The sequence below is a fragment of the Pseudomonas sp. AK-TSAG1-1 genome, from assembly GCF_056821665.1.
Window position 1 is genome coordinate 2,217,038 of record NZ_CM165965.1, and the last position, 18,057, is coordinate 2,235,094.

General features: G+C 61.3%; 13 protein-coding genes. 12 read left to right on the plus strand and 1 reads right to left on the minus strand.

Translation table 11 applies throughout. The features are described 5' to 3' along the window. Nucleotides 1-31 precede the first annotated feature (31 nt). From AC1UK9_RS10065 to AC1UK9_RS10110, 10 genes are all read left to right on the plus strand, one after another. On the plus strand, nt 32-2,629 hold the full coding sequence (locus AC1UK9_RS10065; protein ID WP_482579952.1) for a fimbria/pilus outer membrane usher protein: 2,598 nt from the start codon (nt 32-34) through the stop codon (nt 2,627-2,629). After that, on the plus strand, nt 2,629-3,729 hold the full coding sequence (locus tag AC1UK9_RS10070; RefSeq protein ID WP_482579953.1) for a fimbrial protein: 1,101 nt from the start codon (nt 2,629-2,631) through the stop codon (nt 3,727-3,729). Before AC1UK9_RS10065 ends, AC1UK9_RS10070 begins: the two co-directional genes overlap by 1 nt. A gap of 83 nt (nt 3,730-3,812) precedes the next feature. Beyond that, on the plus strand, nt 3,813-4,226 hold the full coding sequence (locus AC1UK9_RS10075) for a DUF4398 domain-containing protein (protein WP_482579954.1): 414 nt from the start codon (nt 3,813-3,815) through the stop codon (nt 4,224-4,226). 10 nt (nt 4,227-4,236) lie between these two features. Continuing rightward, on the plus strand, nt 4,237-5,010 hold the full coding sequence (locus tag AC1UK9_RS10080) for an OmpA family protein (protein WP_482579955.1): 774 nt from the start codon (nt 4,237-4,239) through the stop codon (nt 5,008-5,010). Nucleotides 5,011-5,179: 169 nt separating this feature from the next. After that, nucleotides 5,180-7,501 carry an autotransporter outer membrane beta-barrel domain-containing protein gene (locus AC1UK9_RS10085; RefSeq protein ID WP_482579956.1) on the plus strand — a complete coding sequence of 774 codons (2,322 nt, stop codon included), beginning with the start codon at nt 5,180-5,182 and terminating at the stop codon, nt 7,499-7,501. Between the two features lie 143 nt (nt 7,502-7,644). Then, on the plus strand, nt 7,645-8,034 hold the full coding sequence (locus AC1UK9_RS10090; RefSeq protein WP_482579957.1) for a hypothetical protein: 390 nt from the start codon (nt 7,645-7,647) through the stop codon (nt 8,032-8,034). 94 nt (nt 8,035-8,128) lie between these two features. Further along, entirely contained in the window at nt 8,129-9,337 is a 1,209-nt protein-coding gene (locus AC1UK9_RS10095; protein ID WP_473015086.1) for an EAL domain-containing response regulator, read from the plus strand. An 87-nt stretch (nt 9,338-9,424) separates the two neighbouring features. Then, the gene (locus AC1UK9_RS10100; protein WP_025110412.1) at nt 9,425-9,859 is read left to right on the plus strand and encodes a hypothetical protein; all 435 of its coding nucleotides are present in this window, start codon (nt 9,425-9,427) and stop codon (nt 9,857-9,859) included. Nucleotides 9,860-10,002: 143 nt separating this feature from the next. Next, nucleotides 10,003-10,629: a response regulator transcription factor gene (locus AC1UK9_RS10105; protein ID WP_025110413.1), complete on the plus strand. Its 627-nt coding sequence runs from the start codon at nt 10,003-10,005 to the stop codon at nt 10,627-10,629. An 8-nt stretch (nt 10,630-10,637) separates the two neighbouring features. After that, nucleotides 10,638-13,856 (plus strand): transporter substrate-binding domain-containing protein, encoded by a 3,219-nt coding sequence (locus AC1UK9_RS10110; RefSeq protein ID WP_482579958.1) that lies wholly within the window; start codon nt 10,638-10,640, stop codon nt 13,854-13,856. A gap of 4 nt (nt 13,857-13,860) precedes the next feature. Here AC1UK9_RS10110 and dkgB read toward each other — a convergent pair whose 3' ends face one another. Then, nucleotides 13,861-14,664, minus strand: coding sequence for a 2,5-didehydrogluconate reductase DkgB (gene dkgB, locus AC1UK9_RS10115; protein ID WP_482579959.1), 804 nt, complete (start codon nt 14,662-14,664; stop codon nt 13,861-13,863). A 474-nt stretch (nt 14,665-15,138) separates the two neighbouring features. On the opposite strand from dkgB, the gene AC1UK9_RS10120 reads away from it, so the two are divergent. Together AC1UK9_RS10120 and AC1UK9_RS10125 are read left to right on the plus strand one after the other, a co-directional pair. Continuing rightward, nucleotides 15,139-16,005, plus strand: coding sequence for a pirin family protein (locus AC1UK9_RS10120; RefSeq protein WP_482579960.1), 867 nt, complete (start codon nt 15,139-15,141; stop codon nt 16,003-16,005). A 551-nt stretch (nt 16,006-16,556) separates the two neighbouring features. Then, nucleotides 16,557-17,999, plus strand: coding sequence for a mechanosensitive ion channel domain-containing protein (locus tag AC1UK9_RS10125; RefSeq protein ID WP_025110417.1), 1,443 nt, complete (start codon nt 16,557-16,559; stop codon nt 17,997-17,999). Nucleotides 18,000-18,057 lie beyond the last annotated feature (58 nt).

Sequence of the window (18,057 nt, forward strand, 5' to 3'; positions counted from 1 at the left end):
CTCCGCGAACGTTTTAGTGCACGAGTAACCTATGAAAGCTCATCCACGCCTGGGGGCCAGCCCGCAGGCTCGCCCTCGCTTTGCCCTGAATCCGCTGACCGCGCTGGTGTTGCAGACGCTGGCGGGGTTCTCGGGCGCGTTCGCCACCCCGGCCGCGCTGGCCGAAGACGTGCAGTTCAACGACGCGTTCCTGCCGGAAGACTCGCGTACGCTCGATCTGAGCGCCTACCAGCAAGGCAACCCGGTGTTGCCCGGTGAGTACCGCGCCGACGTCGCCGTCAACGGCAAACTGGTGACCCGTCAGGACATTCGCATCAATGCCGAGGCCGATGGCAGTCACCCGACCGTGTGTTTCAGCCGGGGCGTGCTCGAGCTGATCGGCGTGGTCTTGCGCCGGTTGTCTGCCCAAGCCACAGCCAGTGTCGAGAGCGGCGCTGCGTGCCTGGACATCGCGCAGTTGATCGAGGGCGCGAGCGCGGTGTTTTCGCCGTCCACCCAGCAGTTGGATGTCAGCATTCCGCAAGTTGCCCTGCGCCGTGATGCCCGTGGTTATGTCAGCCCTGATCTGTGGGATCGCGGTGTGACCGCCGGCACCCTGAGCTACAACTTCAACGCCAACCATAACAAGACCGAAACCGGTAACTATGACTCGGCGTACCTGGGCTTGAACGCCGGGCTGAACGTCGGTGACTGGCGTCTGCGCCACAACGGCTCGCTCAGTTGGGACAAGTTCAGCGGTCAGGACTACCAGACCCTCAACACCTACGCCCAACGCGACATCACCTCGCTCAAGAGCCAATTGACCGTGGGCGAGGCCAATACCAGCGGCGAGATCTTCGACACCCTGGCCTATCGCGGTGTGCAACTGGGCACCGACGACCGCATGCTGCCCGAATCCCAGCGCGGTTACGCTCCGGTGATCCGTGGCATCGCTCGCACCAGTGCGCGGGTGGCGGTGCGTCAGGCCGGCAATCTGTTGTATGAAACCACGGTGGCGCCGGGCGCCTTCGTGATCGATGACCTGTACTCCACCGGTTATGGCGGTGACCTCGATGTCACCGTCTACGAAGCCGATGGCAGCGAGCAGACGTTTATCGTGCCGTTCGCCTCGACCGCGCAATTGCTGCGTCCGGGCACCTCGCGTTTCAGCGTCACCGCCGGTGAAACCCGCAACAACTACATCGACAGCCAGGCGAAGCTGATTCAGGGTACGTATCAGCTTGGCCTGAGCAATATCTTTACCGGTTACGGTGGTTCGCAACTCAGTGATGATTACCGATCGGCCCTCGGCGGTCTGGCGTTCAGTACGCCGGTCGGCGCGATGGCAGTAGACGTCACGCACGCCCAGACCGACCTCAAAAGCGGCACCGCCAGCGGCCAGAGTGCGCGCCTGAGCTACAGCAAAAACATCCTTGAAACCGGCAGTAACTTTGCCGTGGCAGCCACCCGGTTCTCCACGCAAAACTACCTGGATTTCAGCAACGCCGTGCAGTTGCTCGACGCCGAGCGCAATGGGCTGGACACCAGCCTGTTCGGGCGTCCGCGCAGTCGACTGTCACTGACCGCCAACCAGAGTCTGGGCGACTGGGGGCAAGTGGCGTTCAGTGGTTATTCGCAGAATTACTGGAACCTGCCGGGCCGCGATCTGCAGTACCAGTTCAGCTACAACAAGCAGGTCGGCGCGGTCAGTTATGGCGTCAGCGCCAACCGGGCACGGGTCGGTCTGGGCGAGATGGACACCAGCCTGCTGTTCACCGTGAGCATGCCGCTGGAGTTCGGTTCCTCCGTGAACCGCCCGCAGCTGTCGGCGCGGGTCATGCGTGATACCGATGGCCAGTACAGCCAGCAGGCGACCCTGAGCGGCACCGCCGGTGAGGACCGCCAGTACAACTATGGCGTGACTGCCGGCCACGATGGTGCGAGCCGCACCAACAGCACGTCGGTCAACGGTCAGTACATCGGCCCGAAAGCCATCGTCGGTGCGACTGTCAGCCAGGGCGCGGGTTACGACAGCCTGTCGCTCAACGCCAGCGGCAGCGTGGTCGCGCACCCCAACGGCGTGACCCTGACCCCGTATCGCGGCGAAACCATGGCGGTGATCACTGCCGAAGGTGCCGAGGGCGCCAAGGTCGTTGGCTTCCCGGGGCTGAAACTCGATCGCCATGGCAACGCCGTGGTGCCGTACCTGCGTCCGTATGAATTGAACGAAGTGGCAATCGATCCGCTGGGCACCTCGCTGGACGTTGAGCTCAGCGAAACCAGTCAGCAAGTCGCGCCACGTGCCGGTGCCGTGGTCGCGCTCAAATACGGCACCCAGAACGGCCAGGCCCTGCTGCTCAACGTGACGCTGGACGATGGCAGTGCGTTGCCGTTCGGCGCCGGCGTGGTCGATGACCGTGGCGTTTCGGTGGGGGTAGTCGGGCAGGGCGGACAGCTGTATGCCCGGGTCAAGGAAGGTGCACGCCGGTTGTTGATCAGCTGGGGCACCAAGGCCGATCAGCAATGTGCGTTGCCGTTGCCGCCGGGCAAGAGCGAAGGCAAGCAGTTGCAACAAGTGAGCGCGGTGTGCTCGGTGAACCATTCAGATAATCGCGTTGCTTCTGTGAACAGCGCACAGGGGTACAAGTGATGAAGATGATGCGTTTGCTCAAATCGGGTGCGGCGGTGGCGGGTTTGTCGTTGGCAGCGGGTGCCGCCATGGCTGACTGCGGCTTCATTGATGGCACATCGAGCATGGTCAGAACCCAGCCGTTGCTGGGCGGCAATTTGACCGTCGGCCGCGACGTGCCGCTGGGCGCGGAGATTTATCGGCAGACGTTTCAGGCGGCCACGTTTGTGCGGTTGTCGTGCTCTGCCGGGTTGTACAACATCGAGACTCGTCGAGGTCTGCCGGTCAGGCCGCTGGCCTTGTCCTCCTGGGCTGGCACGCCGTGGGCGGGAAATGTCTATCAGAGCGGCGTGCCCGGCATTGGCGTTGCGATCTGGTATGCCGGTAATGCATTGCCATTTTCCGGGAATGGGACCAACTGCGGCAGCGGCACCAATGTGTGTGTCTGGACGTTACAGAACACCCTGACTTTCGACATGTCCTTCATCAAAATTGGTGACGTGTCTCCTGGCACTATTCAGGGCGCCCAGCTACCAACGGTTGACCAGCGCTGGGTGACCAGCAACAACCTTGAAGTCAGTCGTGTGAACTTCTCCGGCAGCATCAACATCGTCTCGCGTACCTGCCAGACCCCGGACGTTTCAGTGCCGATGGGCACGCACATGCTCAACGAGTTTTCCGGCAAAAACTCGTTTACGGCGTGGAAGGATTTCTCCATCGCGCTGAACAACTGCCCGGCGTTCAATGGTTACTACCAGAATACCGGCCCGCGTTGGTTGAGCGACGGCAGCAGCAACAACCTCGACTCACGCAAGAACAACGTCCTGCAGGTGCGCCTGGACCCGACCCGCGCGGCCATCACCCCCAACCTCGGGATCATGAGCCTCAACCCCAGTGCACCCGGCGAAGACCCGGCGGCCACTGGCGTCGGCCTGCAAGTCGCTGACAGCAACGGCACGCCGCTGCCGCTGGCGACGCTGCGCGCCAGCGGCATCACTCCGCGTGCCGTCGAGGGCGCCAGTTACACCATCCCGTTGAAGGCCCGCTACATCCAGACCGGGGACAGCATCACCGCAGGCCCCGCCAATGCCACGGCGACCTTCACCATCAATTACTACTGATTGGCCGACTTGATTGAGCGCAACCCGTCCGGGTCCACAGATCAATAACGACCGGCCCCGGACGCCACTGTTAGGAGTGTTAGATGACTATTGAACGTGTGTTTTCCCACGCGCGCGTATCGGCCTGCCTGCTGATCGTGGCCGGGGCCTTGAGTGCCTGTGCCAGCGCACCGGTGCCCGAGCAGCAGATCACCCTGTCGAGGGATGCCGTCAGTCGCGCGGTGTCCGCCGAAGCGAAGCAATACGCGCCACTGGAGATGAAAGCCGCGCAGGACAAGATGTTTCTGATGGAGCGGGCCATGGGCGAACGTGATTACGTTCAAGTGCGAACCCTGGCCGAACAGATCGAAGCCGATGCCAACCTCGCCGAGCGCAAGGCGCGCGCGGTCAAGTGGCAGAAACAACTGGTCGATGCGCGCAGCGGCATTCAGGTGCTCAAGCAGGAAATGCTGCAAGACCCGGCCACCGGTTTCAACCCGCCAGCCAGCGCTCAATAAGGAACGTTTCATGTCGACTTTCAAATTACTGCCCGTCGTTTCGTTGTGCGCGCTGGTGCTCGCCGGCTGCGCCACACCGCCGGAGAACCCGCAATTGCTGCAAGCCCGTGCGCAGTTCGCCGCACTGCAACACAAACCTGAATCGAACACGCTGGCAGCCCTCGAAACCCGCGAGGCGTTCATTGCCCTGAACAAGGCCGACCAGGCTTCACTCAAGGATCGCAAGGCTCCGGACGTCGAGCAGTTGACCTACCTCGCCAGCCAGAAAATCGCTGTCGCCGAGCAGACCATCGCCATGCGCCAGGCAGAAGGCGGGCTGAAAAAGATTGATGCCGAACGCACGCAGGTGCAACTGGACGTGCGCACCCAGCAGCTCAAGGCCTTGCAGGCAATGAAGGCGCAGAAGACCGAGCGGGGCGAAGTGGTGACTTTCGGTGACGTGCTGTTCGACACCGGCAAGGCCGATTTGAAGTACGGCAGCCAACGCAACTTCGAGCAGTTGGCGCAGTACCTGACGGCCAACCCGGAGCGCAAAGTGCGGATTGAAGGTTTTACCGATGACGTGGGCAGCGATGACTTCAATCAGCGTCTGTCGGAGCGGCGTGCCGATGCGGTGGCATTTGCGCTGAAGCGCATGGGCATCAGCGCTGATCGCCTGATCACCAAGGGTTACGGCAAGCAGTTTCCGATTGCCGACAACGGCAGTGCGCACTCGCGTCAGCTCAATCGTCGGGTGGAGGTGATTCTTTCCTACGGTGCGGCGCCCGTCGGTACTCGCGGTTGATCCATGGCAAGCGAGCCTGCAATGGGCTCGCTTGTTTGATTGTGCTGACACTGGCGGTCAACACCGATCAGTTCTCTTGGGAAATTTCCTACAAGCATAGGGAATTTTCCTACTCAGAATTTTCGCTCAGCTCTCTAAATTGGCAGCCTCTTCGGGTTTGAACCGTGCCATGGCGTGTTTCGAACTCAGTCCGAAAAGCGCCGATGTCGAGATCGGCCCCCCTGAGGTCAAGCGCATGAAAGCCTTTGTTCCTGCATTTCGTCGAACGCCTGTCGCGGTAGCGGTAGCCTTGCTTGTACCGCTGCACGCCAGCGCCTATACCGCTTCGGTCAACAGCGGAGCAGTGGTCTATGACGAAACTGTCACCGCCGGACTGCAATCGATCGGCACCTCTGGCACGGCGTATCGTACGACCGTGAGTGGCAGTGGCTCGCAAAATGTGTTCATGAATGGCGTCACGCACGACACCTTGGTCGACGGTGCGACGCAGAGTGTCTCCAGTGGTGTCAGCCATGGCACGGTGGTCAACAACGGCGGTACACAACTGGTCGGTGCCAGCGGCACTGCCAATGACACCGTTCTCAACGACAGCCAGCAGACGGTGACCCGTTCTACGGCCAATCGCACGCTGATCAACGCCGGTAGCGTGCAGACCCTGGATGTCATGTCCATCGCCAATGACACACAGATTGGCAATAACGGCGTGCAGAACCTGATCAACATGGCCGTTGCCAACGGTAGCGTGATCGAAGCCGGCGGCGAACAGACGCTGCGCAGAGGTGTTTTGGGTGGGGCGGTGGCCAATGACACTCAGGTCCAGGGAGGTACCCAAAGCGTTTACGACACTGGCACGGCCAACCGCAGCACGGTGAGTAACGGCGGCCAGATCAATCTGTACAGCGGCGCGCAGGCCAACGGTGTAGTGGCAGGCGCCGGTGGCACGGTCAATATCATGGACAACGGCGTGAAAACCGTGGACTCGCTGACCCTCGACGGCGGTCGCCTGGCCTTCGTGCCGAGCACCGACGGCAGCTTCAAGACCTTCACCGTCAACGCCTTGTCCGGCAGCGGCAGCATTCTGATGAACACCGATATCGCCAGTCAGCATGATGACTTGCTGGTGGTGCAGGGCGCTGGCCTGGCCAGTGGCGACCACACGCTGATCGTCGGCGATTCAGGCCGCGAACCGACCTCGGCGGACGGGCGTCTAGTGCTGGTGGACACCCATGGCGGCAGCGCGAAGTTCGGCCTCTATGGCGGGCATGTCGATGCCGGCGCGTTCCGCTACACCTTGCAGCAGCAAGGCAATGACTGGGTGTTGGCCAGTTCCGGGAACACGCCAGTAGATCCGGTTACGCCCGTAGATCCGGGTAAACCGGTTGATCCGGTTGATCCGGTAACGCCTGTCGATCCCGGCAAGCCGGTGGATCCGGTAACACCTGTCGATCCGGGTAAACCGGTGGATCCGGTGGCGCCTGTCGACCCGGGTAAACCGGTGGGTCCGGTGACACCCGTCGATCCGATAACGCCGGTTGATCCGGTCACTCCGCCGCGTCCGGTGGACCCGGGTCCGGAGCATCTGTCCAAGGGCAGCAACGCCGCGATTGCCGCACACACCGCAAGTGCCGGTCTGTGGAGTGCGCAAATGAACGCACTGGTCAAACGCCTGGGCGAGTTGCGCCTGGGCCAGGATGACGGCGGTATCTGGACTCGGGCCATCGGCAAGCGCTTCGATGTCAGCGAGCACTCCAGCCGTGCCTACCGCCAAGACATCAGCGGTCTGGAAGTGGGCGCCGACAAGGCGTTCGCCCTCGACAGCGGCAAAGTCTATATCGGTGGCATGCTCGGCACGGCCCGCTCGGACCTGGACTTCGGAGAAGGTGCGTCCGGCGAGATCGACAGCCGTATGTTCGGTGTCTATGCCACCTACCTGAACGACAACGGTGTCTATGTCGACAGCGTGTTGAAGTACAGCCGCTTCGACAACGACATCAAGACCCCGAGCAATCTGGGCGAGTCGGTCAAGGCGTCCTACAACACCAACGGCATCGGTGCGGACATCGAGGTGGGTAAACGCATTGCGCTGAAGGACGGTTGGTTCGTCGAGCCGCAAGTCGAAATCACCGCCACCCGCGTACAAGGTGCGAGCTACACCGCCAGCAACGGGCTGCGGGTCAAGTCCGATGACCTCGATTCGCTGCAGAGCCGCGTCGGCTCGTTGTTTGGGCGCAGTCTGGAACTGAGCAACGGCATGAAAGCCCAGCCGTACGTCAAGGCGTCCTACGTCACCGAGCATGCAGGCGCCAGCAAGGTGCGGGTGAATGGCAATTCGCTCGATGCCGATCTGCCGGGCAATCGTGTCGAACTGGGTTTCGGCGGTGTATTGCAGGTCAGCGAGAAGAGCAAGATTTCGCTGGATGCCGAATACGCCAAAGGCAATGACATCGAGCAACCCTTCGGTGTGACCGTGGGCTATCGCTACCTCTGGTAAGAATAATCGCCGCATGGGTCAGACCTGTGTGGCGATCTTGTCGGCTTTCCAGAGGTTTCTGCCTGTCTTTAGGACTTGTCCTACATAGATCACCAGGGGACTTGGTTAGCGTGATCAGCACATTTCCCACGCTGTTGAATTCTATGTCCTACAAGTGCAGGCGAATTGTAATCGTCGAAGAGCAGCCCGTTCTGCAGTCCCGGATTGTTCGAGTCTTTCACGAGCTGGGCTATCGCGATCTCACGCCAATCCGTTCGTTTCGTGAACTGCTGGCGTTGACGCATTACGCCCATGACCCGTTCGAGCAATACGATCTGCTGATCATCAACGGCGAACTGATTACCGCCGCAGGGATTGATCCGGTGCGGTTCTTTCAGGGCAACCCGCAGATCCGCCATGGCGTGATTCACGATGCCCGGCGTGGTCAGCCCCGGGCCGAGGCGATATTCGTAACCGGTCGAAGACAGCTGTTGATGCTGCGTACGCCGGATCGCCAGAGCCTTGGCGCCGTGCTGGAGCACCTCAATGTCTAGGACGTTTCCCACGCAGCTTCAGACCTTTCCTCACGAGTTGAACGCTCAGGTAGCGGACACTCACAGGCCTTTCACCTACAACGAGCCCACCACCATGTGCAACCCGCCGCTTCGTATCCTGGTGCTTGAAGACCACCCGTTCCAGCGTTCGGTGGCGGTGAGCATGCTGCAGAGCCTGGGATGCCATCAGGTGTTTGAAGCCAGTGATGGGGCGCAGGCGCTGGCGCTGCTGGATGAGGTTGGCACGGTCGACATCGCCCTGTGCGATTTGCAGATGGAGGGCATGGACGGCCTGGAATTCCTGCAACGGATCGGGGCATCGGGGCAAGTGAAGGCGGTGATCATCTGCAGTTCGTTGTCGGCGGATCTGCGTCGCGCGGTGCATCAGATGGTCACGCTGCTCGGCCTGAAACTGTTGGGCGATGTCGGCAAACCGATGCAAGCGCAGGTGTTGGCCGGGCTGTTGGACACGTTCATCGACCGGCCGCCCGTCGCCGATAGCCCGGCCGGGGCTGTGACGTTGGCCAGTGAGGCTTCGGTACGCCAGGCGTTGGCCGAGCAGCAACTGCATGCCTGGTATCAACCCAAATTCAATCTGCACACCGGTGAAGTCTGCGGTGTCGAGGTGTTGTGCCGCTGGCTGCACCCGACCCGGGGAATTATTGCCCCGGCGCAGTTCATGCCGGTGCTGGAGCGCTGCGGCTTGCTCGACGACTTGCTGTTTTCCCAGCTGGAGCAGGCGCTGAAGCTGCACCAGAGCGCCCGGGCCAAAGGCTTTGCACTGAACATGGCGTTCAATCTGCAAACCGTGCAATTGGCCCATCCGGAACTGGCCAACACCCTTAAAACCACGCTGGCGCGGCATGCTGTGACGGGTTCGAGCCTGACTTTCGAACTGACCGAAAGTGGCTTGCTGGAAGCACCGGCCACCAGTCTGGAGAGCCTGGTGCGGCTGCGGATGATGGGCTGTCGCTTGTCCATCGATGACTTCGGCGCCGGGTTTTCTTCATTGCAACGTCTGTGTCAGTTGCCGTTCAACGAAATCAAGCTCGACGCCGAGTTCATCCGCAGCCTTGAGCATGAGCCACGTTGCCGGGCGGCAATCAGCAGCACCCTGGCGCTGGGTGAAACACTGGGCATGGCGGTGGTGATCGAAGGCATCGAAACCGATGCGCAGCGTCGTGAATTGCTGGCGCTGGGGTGTACGCAAGGGCAGGGCTACTGGTACGCACGGCCGATGGCGGGGGCCGATCTGTTGAATTGGCTGCAACGGCGCAACCATGGCAAAGGAACAGATGAATGAGCGGATTTTTAGGAAAGATCCTACAGAGCAGTTCTGGCGCGATGCGTAGTCTTGGCGCACCCACACCTGACCTTCGGGAGATCGAGCATGATCAATAAAACCCTGCGCATCCTGATTGCCGACCCACAGCATTTTCACCGGATGAAAATCGAGCGCCTGTTCAACCACCTCCAATACTTCCGCGTCGCTCCGGTGCAGAGCCTGCTGGAGTTGCTGACGCTGGTGGAATACGGCTGCGAGCCGTTCGACGCGGTGGTCATCAATGCCGAATTGGCGGCTGGGTCGTTGGACCTCTCGGGCTTTTTCCTGAACAACCTGCATGTGCGTCATGTGCTGATTTACAACGAGCCATCAGCCCCGGTGCAGACCCCAGCAGGCTTCGCTCAGGAGAACGTGCAGATCAGCCATGCCGCATTGCCGAACCTGGCAGCGATCGAGCACCTGATGGCCCGCGTCGATGTTAGGCCGGTGTGCGCATCGAATGTCTGGAACCCGGCGTCGGCCTTGCAACGACGGGCCTGAGCACGGTTTGGTGTTTGTCGCAACTGTCAGATCTGACAGGTAGATCCCATGTGATTCCCGTGTAACAGTCATAGCGCAGCCACTGCGTCAGGAGCAGCCGATGCCGGTGGCGCCTTTGTCATGTTGTTGCACGGGGAGCCGTCATGAAGTCAGCGCTGATCGTCGACGATCACCCGGTGGTGCGGGCTGCCGTGAAACTGGTGCTCGAAACCGAGCGCTTCAAGGAAATTCACGAAGCAGCGAGCGCCAGCGAAGCCATGGCATTGCACCGAGAGCACAAGCCCAAACTGGTGGTGCTCGACCTCAAGCTGGCAGGGGTCGGCGGCCTGGAAGTGCTGGAGCGGCTCAAGGCCAACGATCCCGGGTGCAAGGTGCTGATCTTCACTTCCCAGGACCCGCAGTATTATCAGGACCGCTGCCTGCGTGCCGGCGCCTTGGGCTACGTCGCCAAAACCAACCAGCTGCTGCAATTGCACAAGGCGATCCAGGCACTGATGTCGGGCTATTCCTATTTTGCGGCGCCGTCTGACAACGACTATACGTCGGCCCCGTTGCACCGCAGCGAAAAGCAGATGATCGACGAACTCTCCAATCGCGAGCTGAACATCCTCGAGCAATTGGCGCACGGCAAGCCCAACAAACTGATCGCCGAAGACATGCACCTGAGCCATAAAACCGTCAGCACCTACAAAACCCGCTTGATGAAAAAACTCGGGGTGAACTCGACAGTGCACTTGCGCGAATTCGCCAAACGCAATCATCTGATCTGAGTGACCTGATGAGTTCGCGAGGCTGGTTGTGTGTGTTGTGGTTGAGCATCACGACCACCTGTTGGGCCAGTGACTCGCCGCAACGCCTTGAGTTGTTGCCGCAAGCCGGACTGGACAATATCCACATCGCGCTCGATGAGCGTGACCGGCAATGGCTGCGCCAGCACCCGGTATTGCGCATGGGCATCTCCGGCCCGGATTATCCACCGTTCGAAATCACCCGCAATCAGCAAGAGCTGGAAGGGCTCACCGCCGATTACGCCGAGTTGCTGGCGCAATTGCTCGGTGTGCGCATCGACGTGCAGCGCTACGCCAACCGTGACGCGGTGATGGCCGCGCTCAAACGCGGCGAGCTGGACCTGCTGGGCACTTCCAACAACTTTGAACTGGCCGACCCGGACTTCAGGCTGTCGCGCCCCTACGCCGAAGACCAGCCGATGCTGGTGACCCGGCTCGATGAAACGTTACCGGCGGATCTGGCGGGCAAACGCATCGCCATGGTCGAGGACTATCTGCCACTGGCCAGCGTGCAGGCGTTCTATCCCCGGGCGGACGTGCAGCGCTACCCCTCCGCGATGGACGCACTCGGTGCGGTGGCGTTCGGGGTCGATGACGGGTACCTGGGTGACCTGATCAGCGCCAATTACCTGATCAACACCAATTACCGCAATGACCTGCAACTGGCCGGGCCATCGGGGCTGGACGCCAACCCCTTCGGTTTCGCCCTGTTGCGTAGCGAGGTACGCCTCAAACGCATCATCGACAGGGCACTGGCGGTGATTCCCATGGAACGCCGGCAACTGATCGAGCAACGCTGGAGTGCGGGGCGCGCGCAAGTGGCCGCACAGTCTCGGGTACGCCTCAGTGTCAGTGAGCGGGAGTGGCTGGACCAGCATCCGGTGGTACGAGTGGGGGTGATCGAAGACTTCGCGCCGCTGACGTTTTTTGATGCCGAGGGGCGTTTCAGCGGGTTGTCGGCGCAACTGCTCAACCTCATCAGTCAACGCACCGGGCTGCATTTCGAAGTTGTCCGGGGGCGATCGCTGGACCGCCAGATCGAGCAGCTCAAGGCCGGTGAACTCGACGTGTTGCCGGTGGTGACGCCCAGCAGTGAGCGCGAAGCCGAGCTGCAGTTCACCCGTGCATACCTGAACAATCCGTTTGTGCTGGTCGGATCGACAGCGCCCCGCAGCCTTCGTAGCCTCGACGACCTGCAAGGCAAACGGCTGGCGATTTATCGCGGTCATCCGTTGCGCGACTACATTCTGCGGCGCCTGCCGCGAGTGCGTCTGGTCGAGGTCAGCAGCCCCGCCGAGGGCATGGAACTGATTGTCAAAGGCCAGGCCGATGCGACCGTCAGTTCATTGCTGGTGGCGCGCTTTCTGATTGCCCGCCATTACCGCGAGCGCCTGCGCGTCACCAACACCATCGGCGATCAGCCGGCTCGCATCGCTCTGGCTACCGCACCGCAGGCCACGGCGCTGCACACGATCCTGAACAAGGCGCTGCTGAGCATCGCACCGCAGCAGATGGACGAACTGGTCGAGCGCTGGAGCCATGATGTGGTGGTGGAGGAGAGCTATTGGCTGCGCCACCGGCGCGAGATTGTGCTGGGGTTTGCCGCTGCGGCGGGGTTGTTGTTGCTGGCATTGGCCTGGATCGGTTTTCAGCGCTGGCAATTGCGTCAGCGTCAGCAATGGCTGCATCAACTGCAGCAGGCCAAGGATGCCGCCGACGACGCCAACCGGGCCAAGACCACGTTTCTGGCGACCATGAGTCATGAAATCCGCACCCCGATGAACGCCTTGATCGGCATGCTCGAACTGGCGCTTAAACGGGCCGAGGAGGGTGTGACCGACCGCTTGGCGATTCAGGTGGCGTCCGGTGCCGGCCAGCAATTACTGGCGTTGATCGGCGACATTCTCGACATCGCGCGCATTGAGTCGGGGCATCTTTCCCTGGCACCGGAACGGGCCAATCTGCACGAACTGGTGAACTCGGTGTGCCGGGTGTTCGAAGGGCTGGCGCGACAGAAACACCTGGTGTGGCGCGTCGAGCTGGATGCTCACAGTGAAGTCGACGTGATGCTCGATCCGACACGCTTCAAGCAAGTGCTGTCGAACCTGTTGAGCAATGCGATCAAGTTCACCGAACACGGCCAGGTGAGCCTGCAATTGTCGGTGAGCGCGACGCCGCTCGGGCTGTTGGACGTGACGGTGGAGATTGCCGACAGCGGCATCGGTATCAGCGCCGAAGACCAACAGCGCCTGTTCAGCCCGTTTGTTCAGGCCGGCAATCCTGGCCAGTCAGCGCGCAGCGGCTCGGGACTGGGGCTGGTGATCAGCCGCAGCCTCTGCGAAATGATGGGCGGCACGCTGCACCTCGACAGCACGCCGGGCCACGGAACCCGGGTGGAAGTCAGACTGCAGTTGCCACGGCTGAGCCCGCGCAAGCTTGAGTCGACACGCCCCGAAGTCGTGGATAAACCCGCGCGCTCATTGAGTGTGCTGGTGGTGGACGACCATCCGGTCAACCGTCTGTTGCTGTGCTGGCAACTGAGTGAACTCGGCCACCGTACGGTCGACCTTGACGACGGTGAGCAGGGCCTGGAGCGCTGGCGGGCACAGCCGTTTGATGCGCTCATCACCGACTGCAACATGCCGCGACGCAACGGTTACGAACTCGCTCGGGCGATTCGTGACGCCGAGGCGGCGAGTGGCAGGGCGCGTTGCCTGATTCTCGGCTTTACCGCCAATGCACAGATCGAGGAGAAGGTGCGCTGTCTTGCGGCTGGCATGGACGATTGCCTGTTCAAGCCGATCCGCCTGGCTGATCTGGATCTGGCGTTGCGCGCTGCCAGTCACCAGGAGAGAGACCTCGACCCGAACCTGGCAGCGCCGTTGACCGAACTCGATCTGAGCGCGCTGGAGCAGATGGCCGGAGACGATCACGCGGTGATGCAACGACTGCGCGACCAGGTGTTGCGCAGCCTGCAGGACGATCTGCAACGGCTGGAAGATTTGCGTCCCACCCTTGATCCGGGCGATTTACGCACTCTGGCGCATCATATCAAGGGCGGTGCGCAGATGGTCGGTGCCGCGCGAGTGGCGGCGGCCTGTGCGGATCTTGAACAGGCCTGTCGAGACGCTGAAACCCAAGCGGTCGAGCGCTCGGTGGAGGCGCTGCGCGTGGCCATGCTGAGCCTCGCGCAGCGTCTTCAAGGCTGACCGATCAATCCCACTGCGGGGCGATGCCTTTCGGGCTGGTCAGGCGCTGGCCGCGGTCCAGCGTGGCGATCAACGCCATGTCGGCGTCGCTCAGGGTCAGCGCGGTCGCGCCGAGGTTGCTTTGCAGGTTGGCGCGTTTGGTCGACGACGGAATCACCGCGTAACCCAGTTGCATCGCCCAGGCCAGGGTGACTTGCGCCGGGGTGGCCTGCAGGCGTGCGGCGATCTGCTGGATCAGCGGGTCCTTGAGCACTTCGCCATAGGCGAGGGTCATGTACGAGGTGATCTGGATGCCCTGGCTCTGGGCGAACTCGACCACTTTGCGGTTTTGCAGGTATGGGTGCAATTCGATCTGGTTGGTGGCGATGTGGTCGACACCGACGGCTGCGATCGCCTGTTGCATCAGCTCGACGGTGAAGTTGGAAATACCGATCTGCCGGGTCAGGCCCAGACGCTTGGCTTCCAGCAGCGCGCCCATGAATTCGGCGACCGGCACCTGGTTTTCCGGTGATGGCCAGTGAATGAGCGTCAGGTCCAGATAATCGGTTTGCAGCTTGTGCAGGCTTTCCTTGAGACTGTCGATCAGGCGGTCCTGAGCGAAGTTGGCGACCCAGATCTTGCTGGTGATGAACAACTCGTCGCGGGCGATACCGCTGGCAGCGATGGCCTGGCCGACCTCGGCTTCGTTTTCATAGATCTGCGCGGTGTCGATGGCCCGGTAACCGAGTTCAAGGCCCGTGCTCACCGAATCGATGACCACCGGACCTTGCAGGCGAAACGTACCCAGACCAAAAGCGGGAACAGACATTGATGACTCCAGGGTTGCAGTGGGAATGGGCAGGAGTATCCGCGTCTGCGTCCTTGAGAAAAACCGCTGGTGGGGCAAAGCACTGTTGAGCAGAAGTCATGAATCTTTCCCAGGAGTTGTGTGGTCTGGGCTGGCCTCTTCGCGAGCAGGCTCGCTCCCACATTGGATTGCGGTCTCCTGTGGGAGCGAGCCTGCTCGCGAAGGCCGCACCAACGATTCAGGCTATATCGCTCTGCGCAAATTCCTCCCCAGGAAAATCAATCAACGTGCGCACCGACGGTAGCAGTTCCCCGATGCCCTTCCGGCGGCGAATCCATGATGTTCCACCACTTGGGTGAAGTAGTAGAGGCTGTTGAGGTCTTCCACCATCGTTCTCCAGATAGAACGCTAAGGCCGATTTTTGCAGTCTAGTGCATTAATGGATACGGATTTATGCTTAATCCAGTGCATCACTCACCCCAATTGGAGACAACCATGAAAAACATCATTGGTATCTACACCAGCCCGCGCGGCCATTGGGTCGGCGATGGTTTCCCGGTTCGCACACTGTTTTCCTACGACAACCTGGGCCAACACATCAGCCCGTTCCTGCTGCTCGATCACGCCGGCCCGGCGTCATTCACCCCGACCACCGAGCGCCGTGGCGTTGGTCAGCATCCGCACCGTGGTTTCGAAACCGTGACAATCGTCTACGAGGGCGAAGTGCAGCACCGCGACTCGACCGGCAGTGGCGGTGTTATCGGCCCGGGCGATGTGCAATGGATGACCGCCGCTTCGGGGATCCTGCATGAAGAATTCCACTCGGATAACTTCGCCAAAACCGGTGGCAACCTGGAGATGGTGCAGCTGTGGGTCAACCTGCCCGCCAAGGACAAAATGGCTGCGCCGGGCTACCAGACCATTCTCGACAGCGACATTCCGAGCATCGCGCTCAAGGACAACGCCGGCAGCCTGCGCCTGATCGCCGGTGAGTTCGATGGCCACACCGGTCCGTCGCGCACCTTCACCCCGATCGACGTGTGGGACCTGCGCCTGAATGCCGGCAAATTGCTGACGCTGGACCTGCACGAAGGTCGCAACACGGCATTGGTGGTGTTGAAAGGTTCGGTGCAGGTCAACGGTCTGGAAACGGTGCGCGTAGGGCAGTTGGCGCTGTTCGAGCGTGACGGTCATCAGTTGACGCTTGAAGCCAGCCAGGACGCGGTGGTGTTGCTGCTCAGCGGCGAGCCTATCGACGAACCGATTGTCGGCCACGGCCCGTTCGTGATGAACACCGAACAGGAAATTCACCAGGCGTTCGCCGACTTCCAGTCCGGCCGTTTCGGCCAGATGCATGCTTGACGCAAAAAACACTGCGCTCTACACAGGACGCGTAGGCCGGTTCGAAGGCCAGGGACGGCCTGCCCCACCGCCTTCGGGAGCAAGCCCCCTCCTACAGGAAATTTCTATTCCAGGCATTTGCTGCACTTTGCTCCGAGGCAACAAGCCACACACTCGACCCCTGACACACCACAAAATCCATGTGGGAGTGGGCTTGCTCACGAAAGCGGAGTGTCATTCACCGATGATGCTGGCTGACCCACCGCCTTCGGGAGCAAGCCCCCTCCCACAGGAAATCTCTATTCCAGGCATTTGCTGCACTTTGCTCTGAGTCACCCAGACACACTCGACCTCTGACACACCACAAAACCCCTGTGGGAGTGGGCTTGCTCACGAAAGCGGCGGGTCATTCAGCGATGAGGCTGGCTGACTCACCGCCATCGCGAGCAGGCTCACTCCTACAGGGATTTTGGGGTGTTTTCGGGGACGGGTTCATCCTGCCAAATCAATTACTCCTACACTTGCCCAATCTGTGCGATCTTCTCGCGATTGGCCCGTGTCGGAGTGCTTTGATGTTGTCTTTTTTGACTGAACATCCGTTGTTTTGCGCGTTGATCCTGATCCTCCTCGATCTGGGCCTGTGGCGCCTGATCAGCTCCCGTGGCAGCGAATGGAAGCTGCTGGTGCGGGTGCTGATTTTCGGCCTGTTCAGTGCGGTACTGTTCAACGAAGGCCTCAACCCGATGGAGCCGGCGCCGTGGGCCGACAACGTGCCGCTGCACCTGGCGGCGACCGGGTTGCAGATCGGCTGGTGGCTGTTCGGCGCGCGCACCCTGACCGTGTTGATCGGCGCGGTGATGATGCAGCGGGTCGGGCACACCGGGCGCCTGTTGCAGGACCTGCTCGGTGCGGTGATCTTCCTGATTGCGATCATCGCCGCGCTGGCCTACGTGCTCGATCTGCCGGTCAAAGGCGTGCTGGCGACCTCCGGAGCCTTGGCGATCATCGTCGGTCTGGCGTTGCAGAGCACCCTGAGCGACGTGTTCTCCGGGATCGTGCTCAACACCACCAAGCCGTACCAGATCGATGACTGGATCTCGATCGATGGTACCGAAGGCCGGGTCATCGACATCGACTGGCGCGCCACGCGTCTGCAAACCAGTCAGGGCAGCATGGCGGTGATCCCCAACTCGCTGGCGGCCAAGGCCAAGATCATCAACTTCAGCCGGCCGAGCAATATGTTCGGCCTGGCCGTCAGCGTGCAGGTCAGCCCGCATGCGCGACCGACCACGGTGATCGACGCACTCGAACGGGCGATGCAGGGTTGCCGTCCGTTGCTGGACAACCCCTCGCCGAGCGTGGCGCTGAAAAGCTCCACCAGCACCGGCGTCGAATACGAAATCAGTGGCTTCGTGTCGTCGATGGACCAGAAACGTCCGGTGCGCAATCAGCTGTTCGATCTGGCCTACCGGCACTTGCAGGCGTCCGGGGTCAATCTGTTGTCGAGTGTGGAACCGAATGCGCCAAGCGGCCTGTCGCGGCCACGGGCGCTGCTCGACAGTTCACCGATTTTCTCCACCTTGCGCCAGGAAGAGAAAGATACCTTCAGCCAGAACATGACCCTGCAAACCTTTCGTGCCGGCGAGACGATTCTCGACGCCGGGGAGGTCAGCGATCATTTGTTCATCATCGAATCCGGTGTGGTCACCGTGACCCTGACCCGCCACGGCAGCCCGTTCGAATCCGGGCGCATGGGGCCGGGGGAGGTGATCGGCGAGGCCGGTATCCTGTCCGATTCTTCGGTGCCGGCCACCTTCGCGGCGAAAACCTTCTGCGCGCTGTACCGTATCGAGAAGACCTACCTCAAACCCTGCCTGGATGCCCGCCACGACATCAACGAGGCGATGAAGGCCTTGCTCGATTACCGGCTGCACAAGGCCCAGACGCTGACCCAGGACGTGCCGGCCGTGGTGGCGAAAACCGGCTTCCTGCAGTGGTTGCGCAACCGGGTGTGACGCGGTGGTCTACTCGTCTTCCGGGAGATTGGCTATTTGCCCGGGGCAGGGTTGGGAC

Coding starts and splice junctions, on each gene's coding strand:
- AC1UK9_RS10125 (WP_025110417.1), top strand. CDS start 16,557: ATGTTGTCTTTTTTGACTGAACATCCGTTGTTTTGCGCGTTGATCCTG.
- AC1UK9_RS10105 (WP_025110413.1), top strand. CDS start 10,003: ATGAAGTCAGCGCTGATCGTCGACGATCACCCGGTGGTGCGGGCTGCC.
- dkgB (WP_482579959.1), bottom strand. CDS start 14,664: ATGTCTGTTCCCGCTTTTGGTCTGGGTACGTTTCGCCTGCAAGGTCCG.
- AC1UK9_RS10110 (WP_482579958.1), top strand. CDS start 10,638: ATGAGTTCGCGAGGCTGGTTGTGTGTGTTGTGGTTGAGCATCACGACC.
- AC1UK9_RS10120 (WP_482579960.1), top strand. CDS start 15,139: ATGAAAAACATCATTGGTATCTACACCAGCCCGCGCGGCCATTGGGTC.
- AC1UK9_RS10070 (WP_482579953.1), top strand. CDS start 2,629: ATGAAGATGATGCGTTTGCTCAAATCGGGTGCGGCGGTGGCGGGTTTG.
- AC1UK9_RS10065 (WP_482579952.1), top strand. CDS start 32: ATGAAAGCTCATCCACGCCTGGGGGCCAGCCCGCAGGCTCGCCCTCGC.
- AC1UK9_RS10100 (WP_025110412.1), top strand. CDS start 9,425: ATGATCAATAAAACCCTGCGCATCCTGATTGCCGACCCACAGCATTTT.
- AC1UK9_RS10085 (WP_482579956.1), top strand. CDS start 5,180: ATGGCGTGTTTCGAACTCAGTCCGAAAAGCGCCGATGTCGAGATCGGC.
- AC1UK9_RS10075 (WP_482579954.1), top strand. CDS start 3,813: ATGACTATTGAACGTGTGTTTTCCCACGCGCGCGTATCGGCCTGCCTG.
- AC1UK9_RS10095 (WP_473015086.1), top strand. CDS start 8,129: ATGTGCAACCCGCCGCTTCGTATCCTGGTGCTTGAAGACCACCCGTTC.
- AC1UK9_RS10080 (WP_482579955.1), top strand. CDS start 4,237: ATGTCGACTTTCAAATTACTGCCCGTCGTTTCGTTGTGCGCGCTGGTG.
- AC1UK9_RS10090 (WP_482579957.1), top strand. CDS start 7,645: ATGTCCTACAAGTGCAGGCGAATTGTAATCGTCGAAGAGCAGCCCGTT.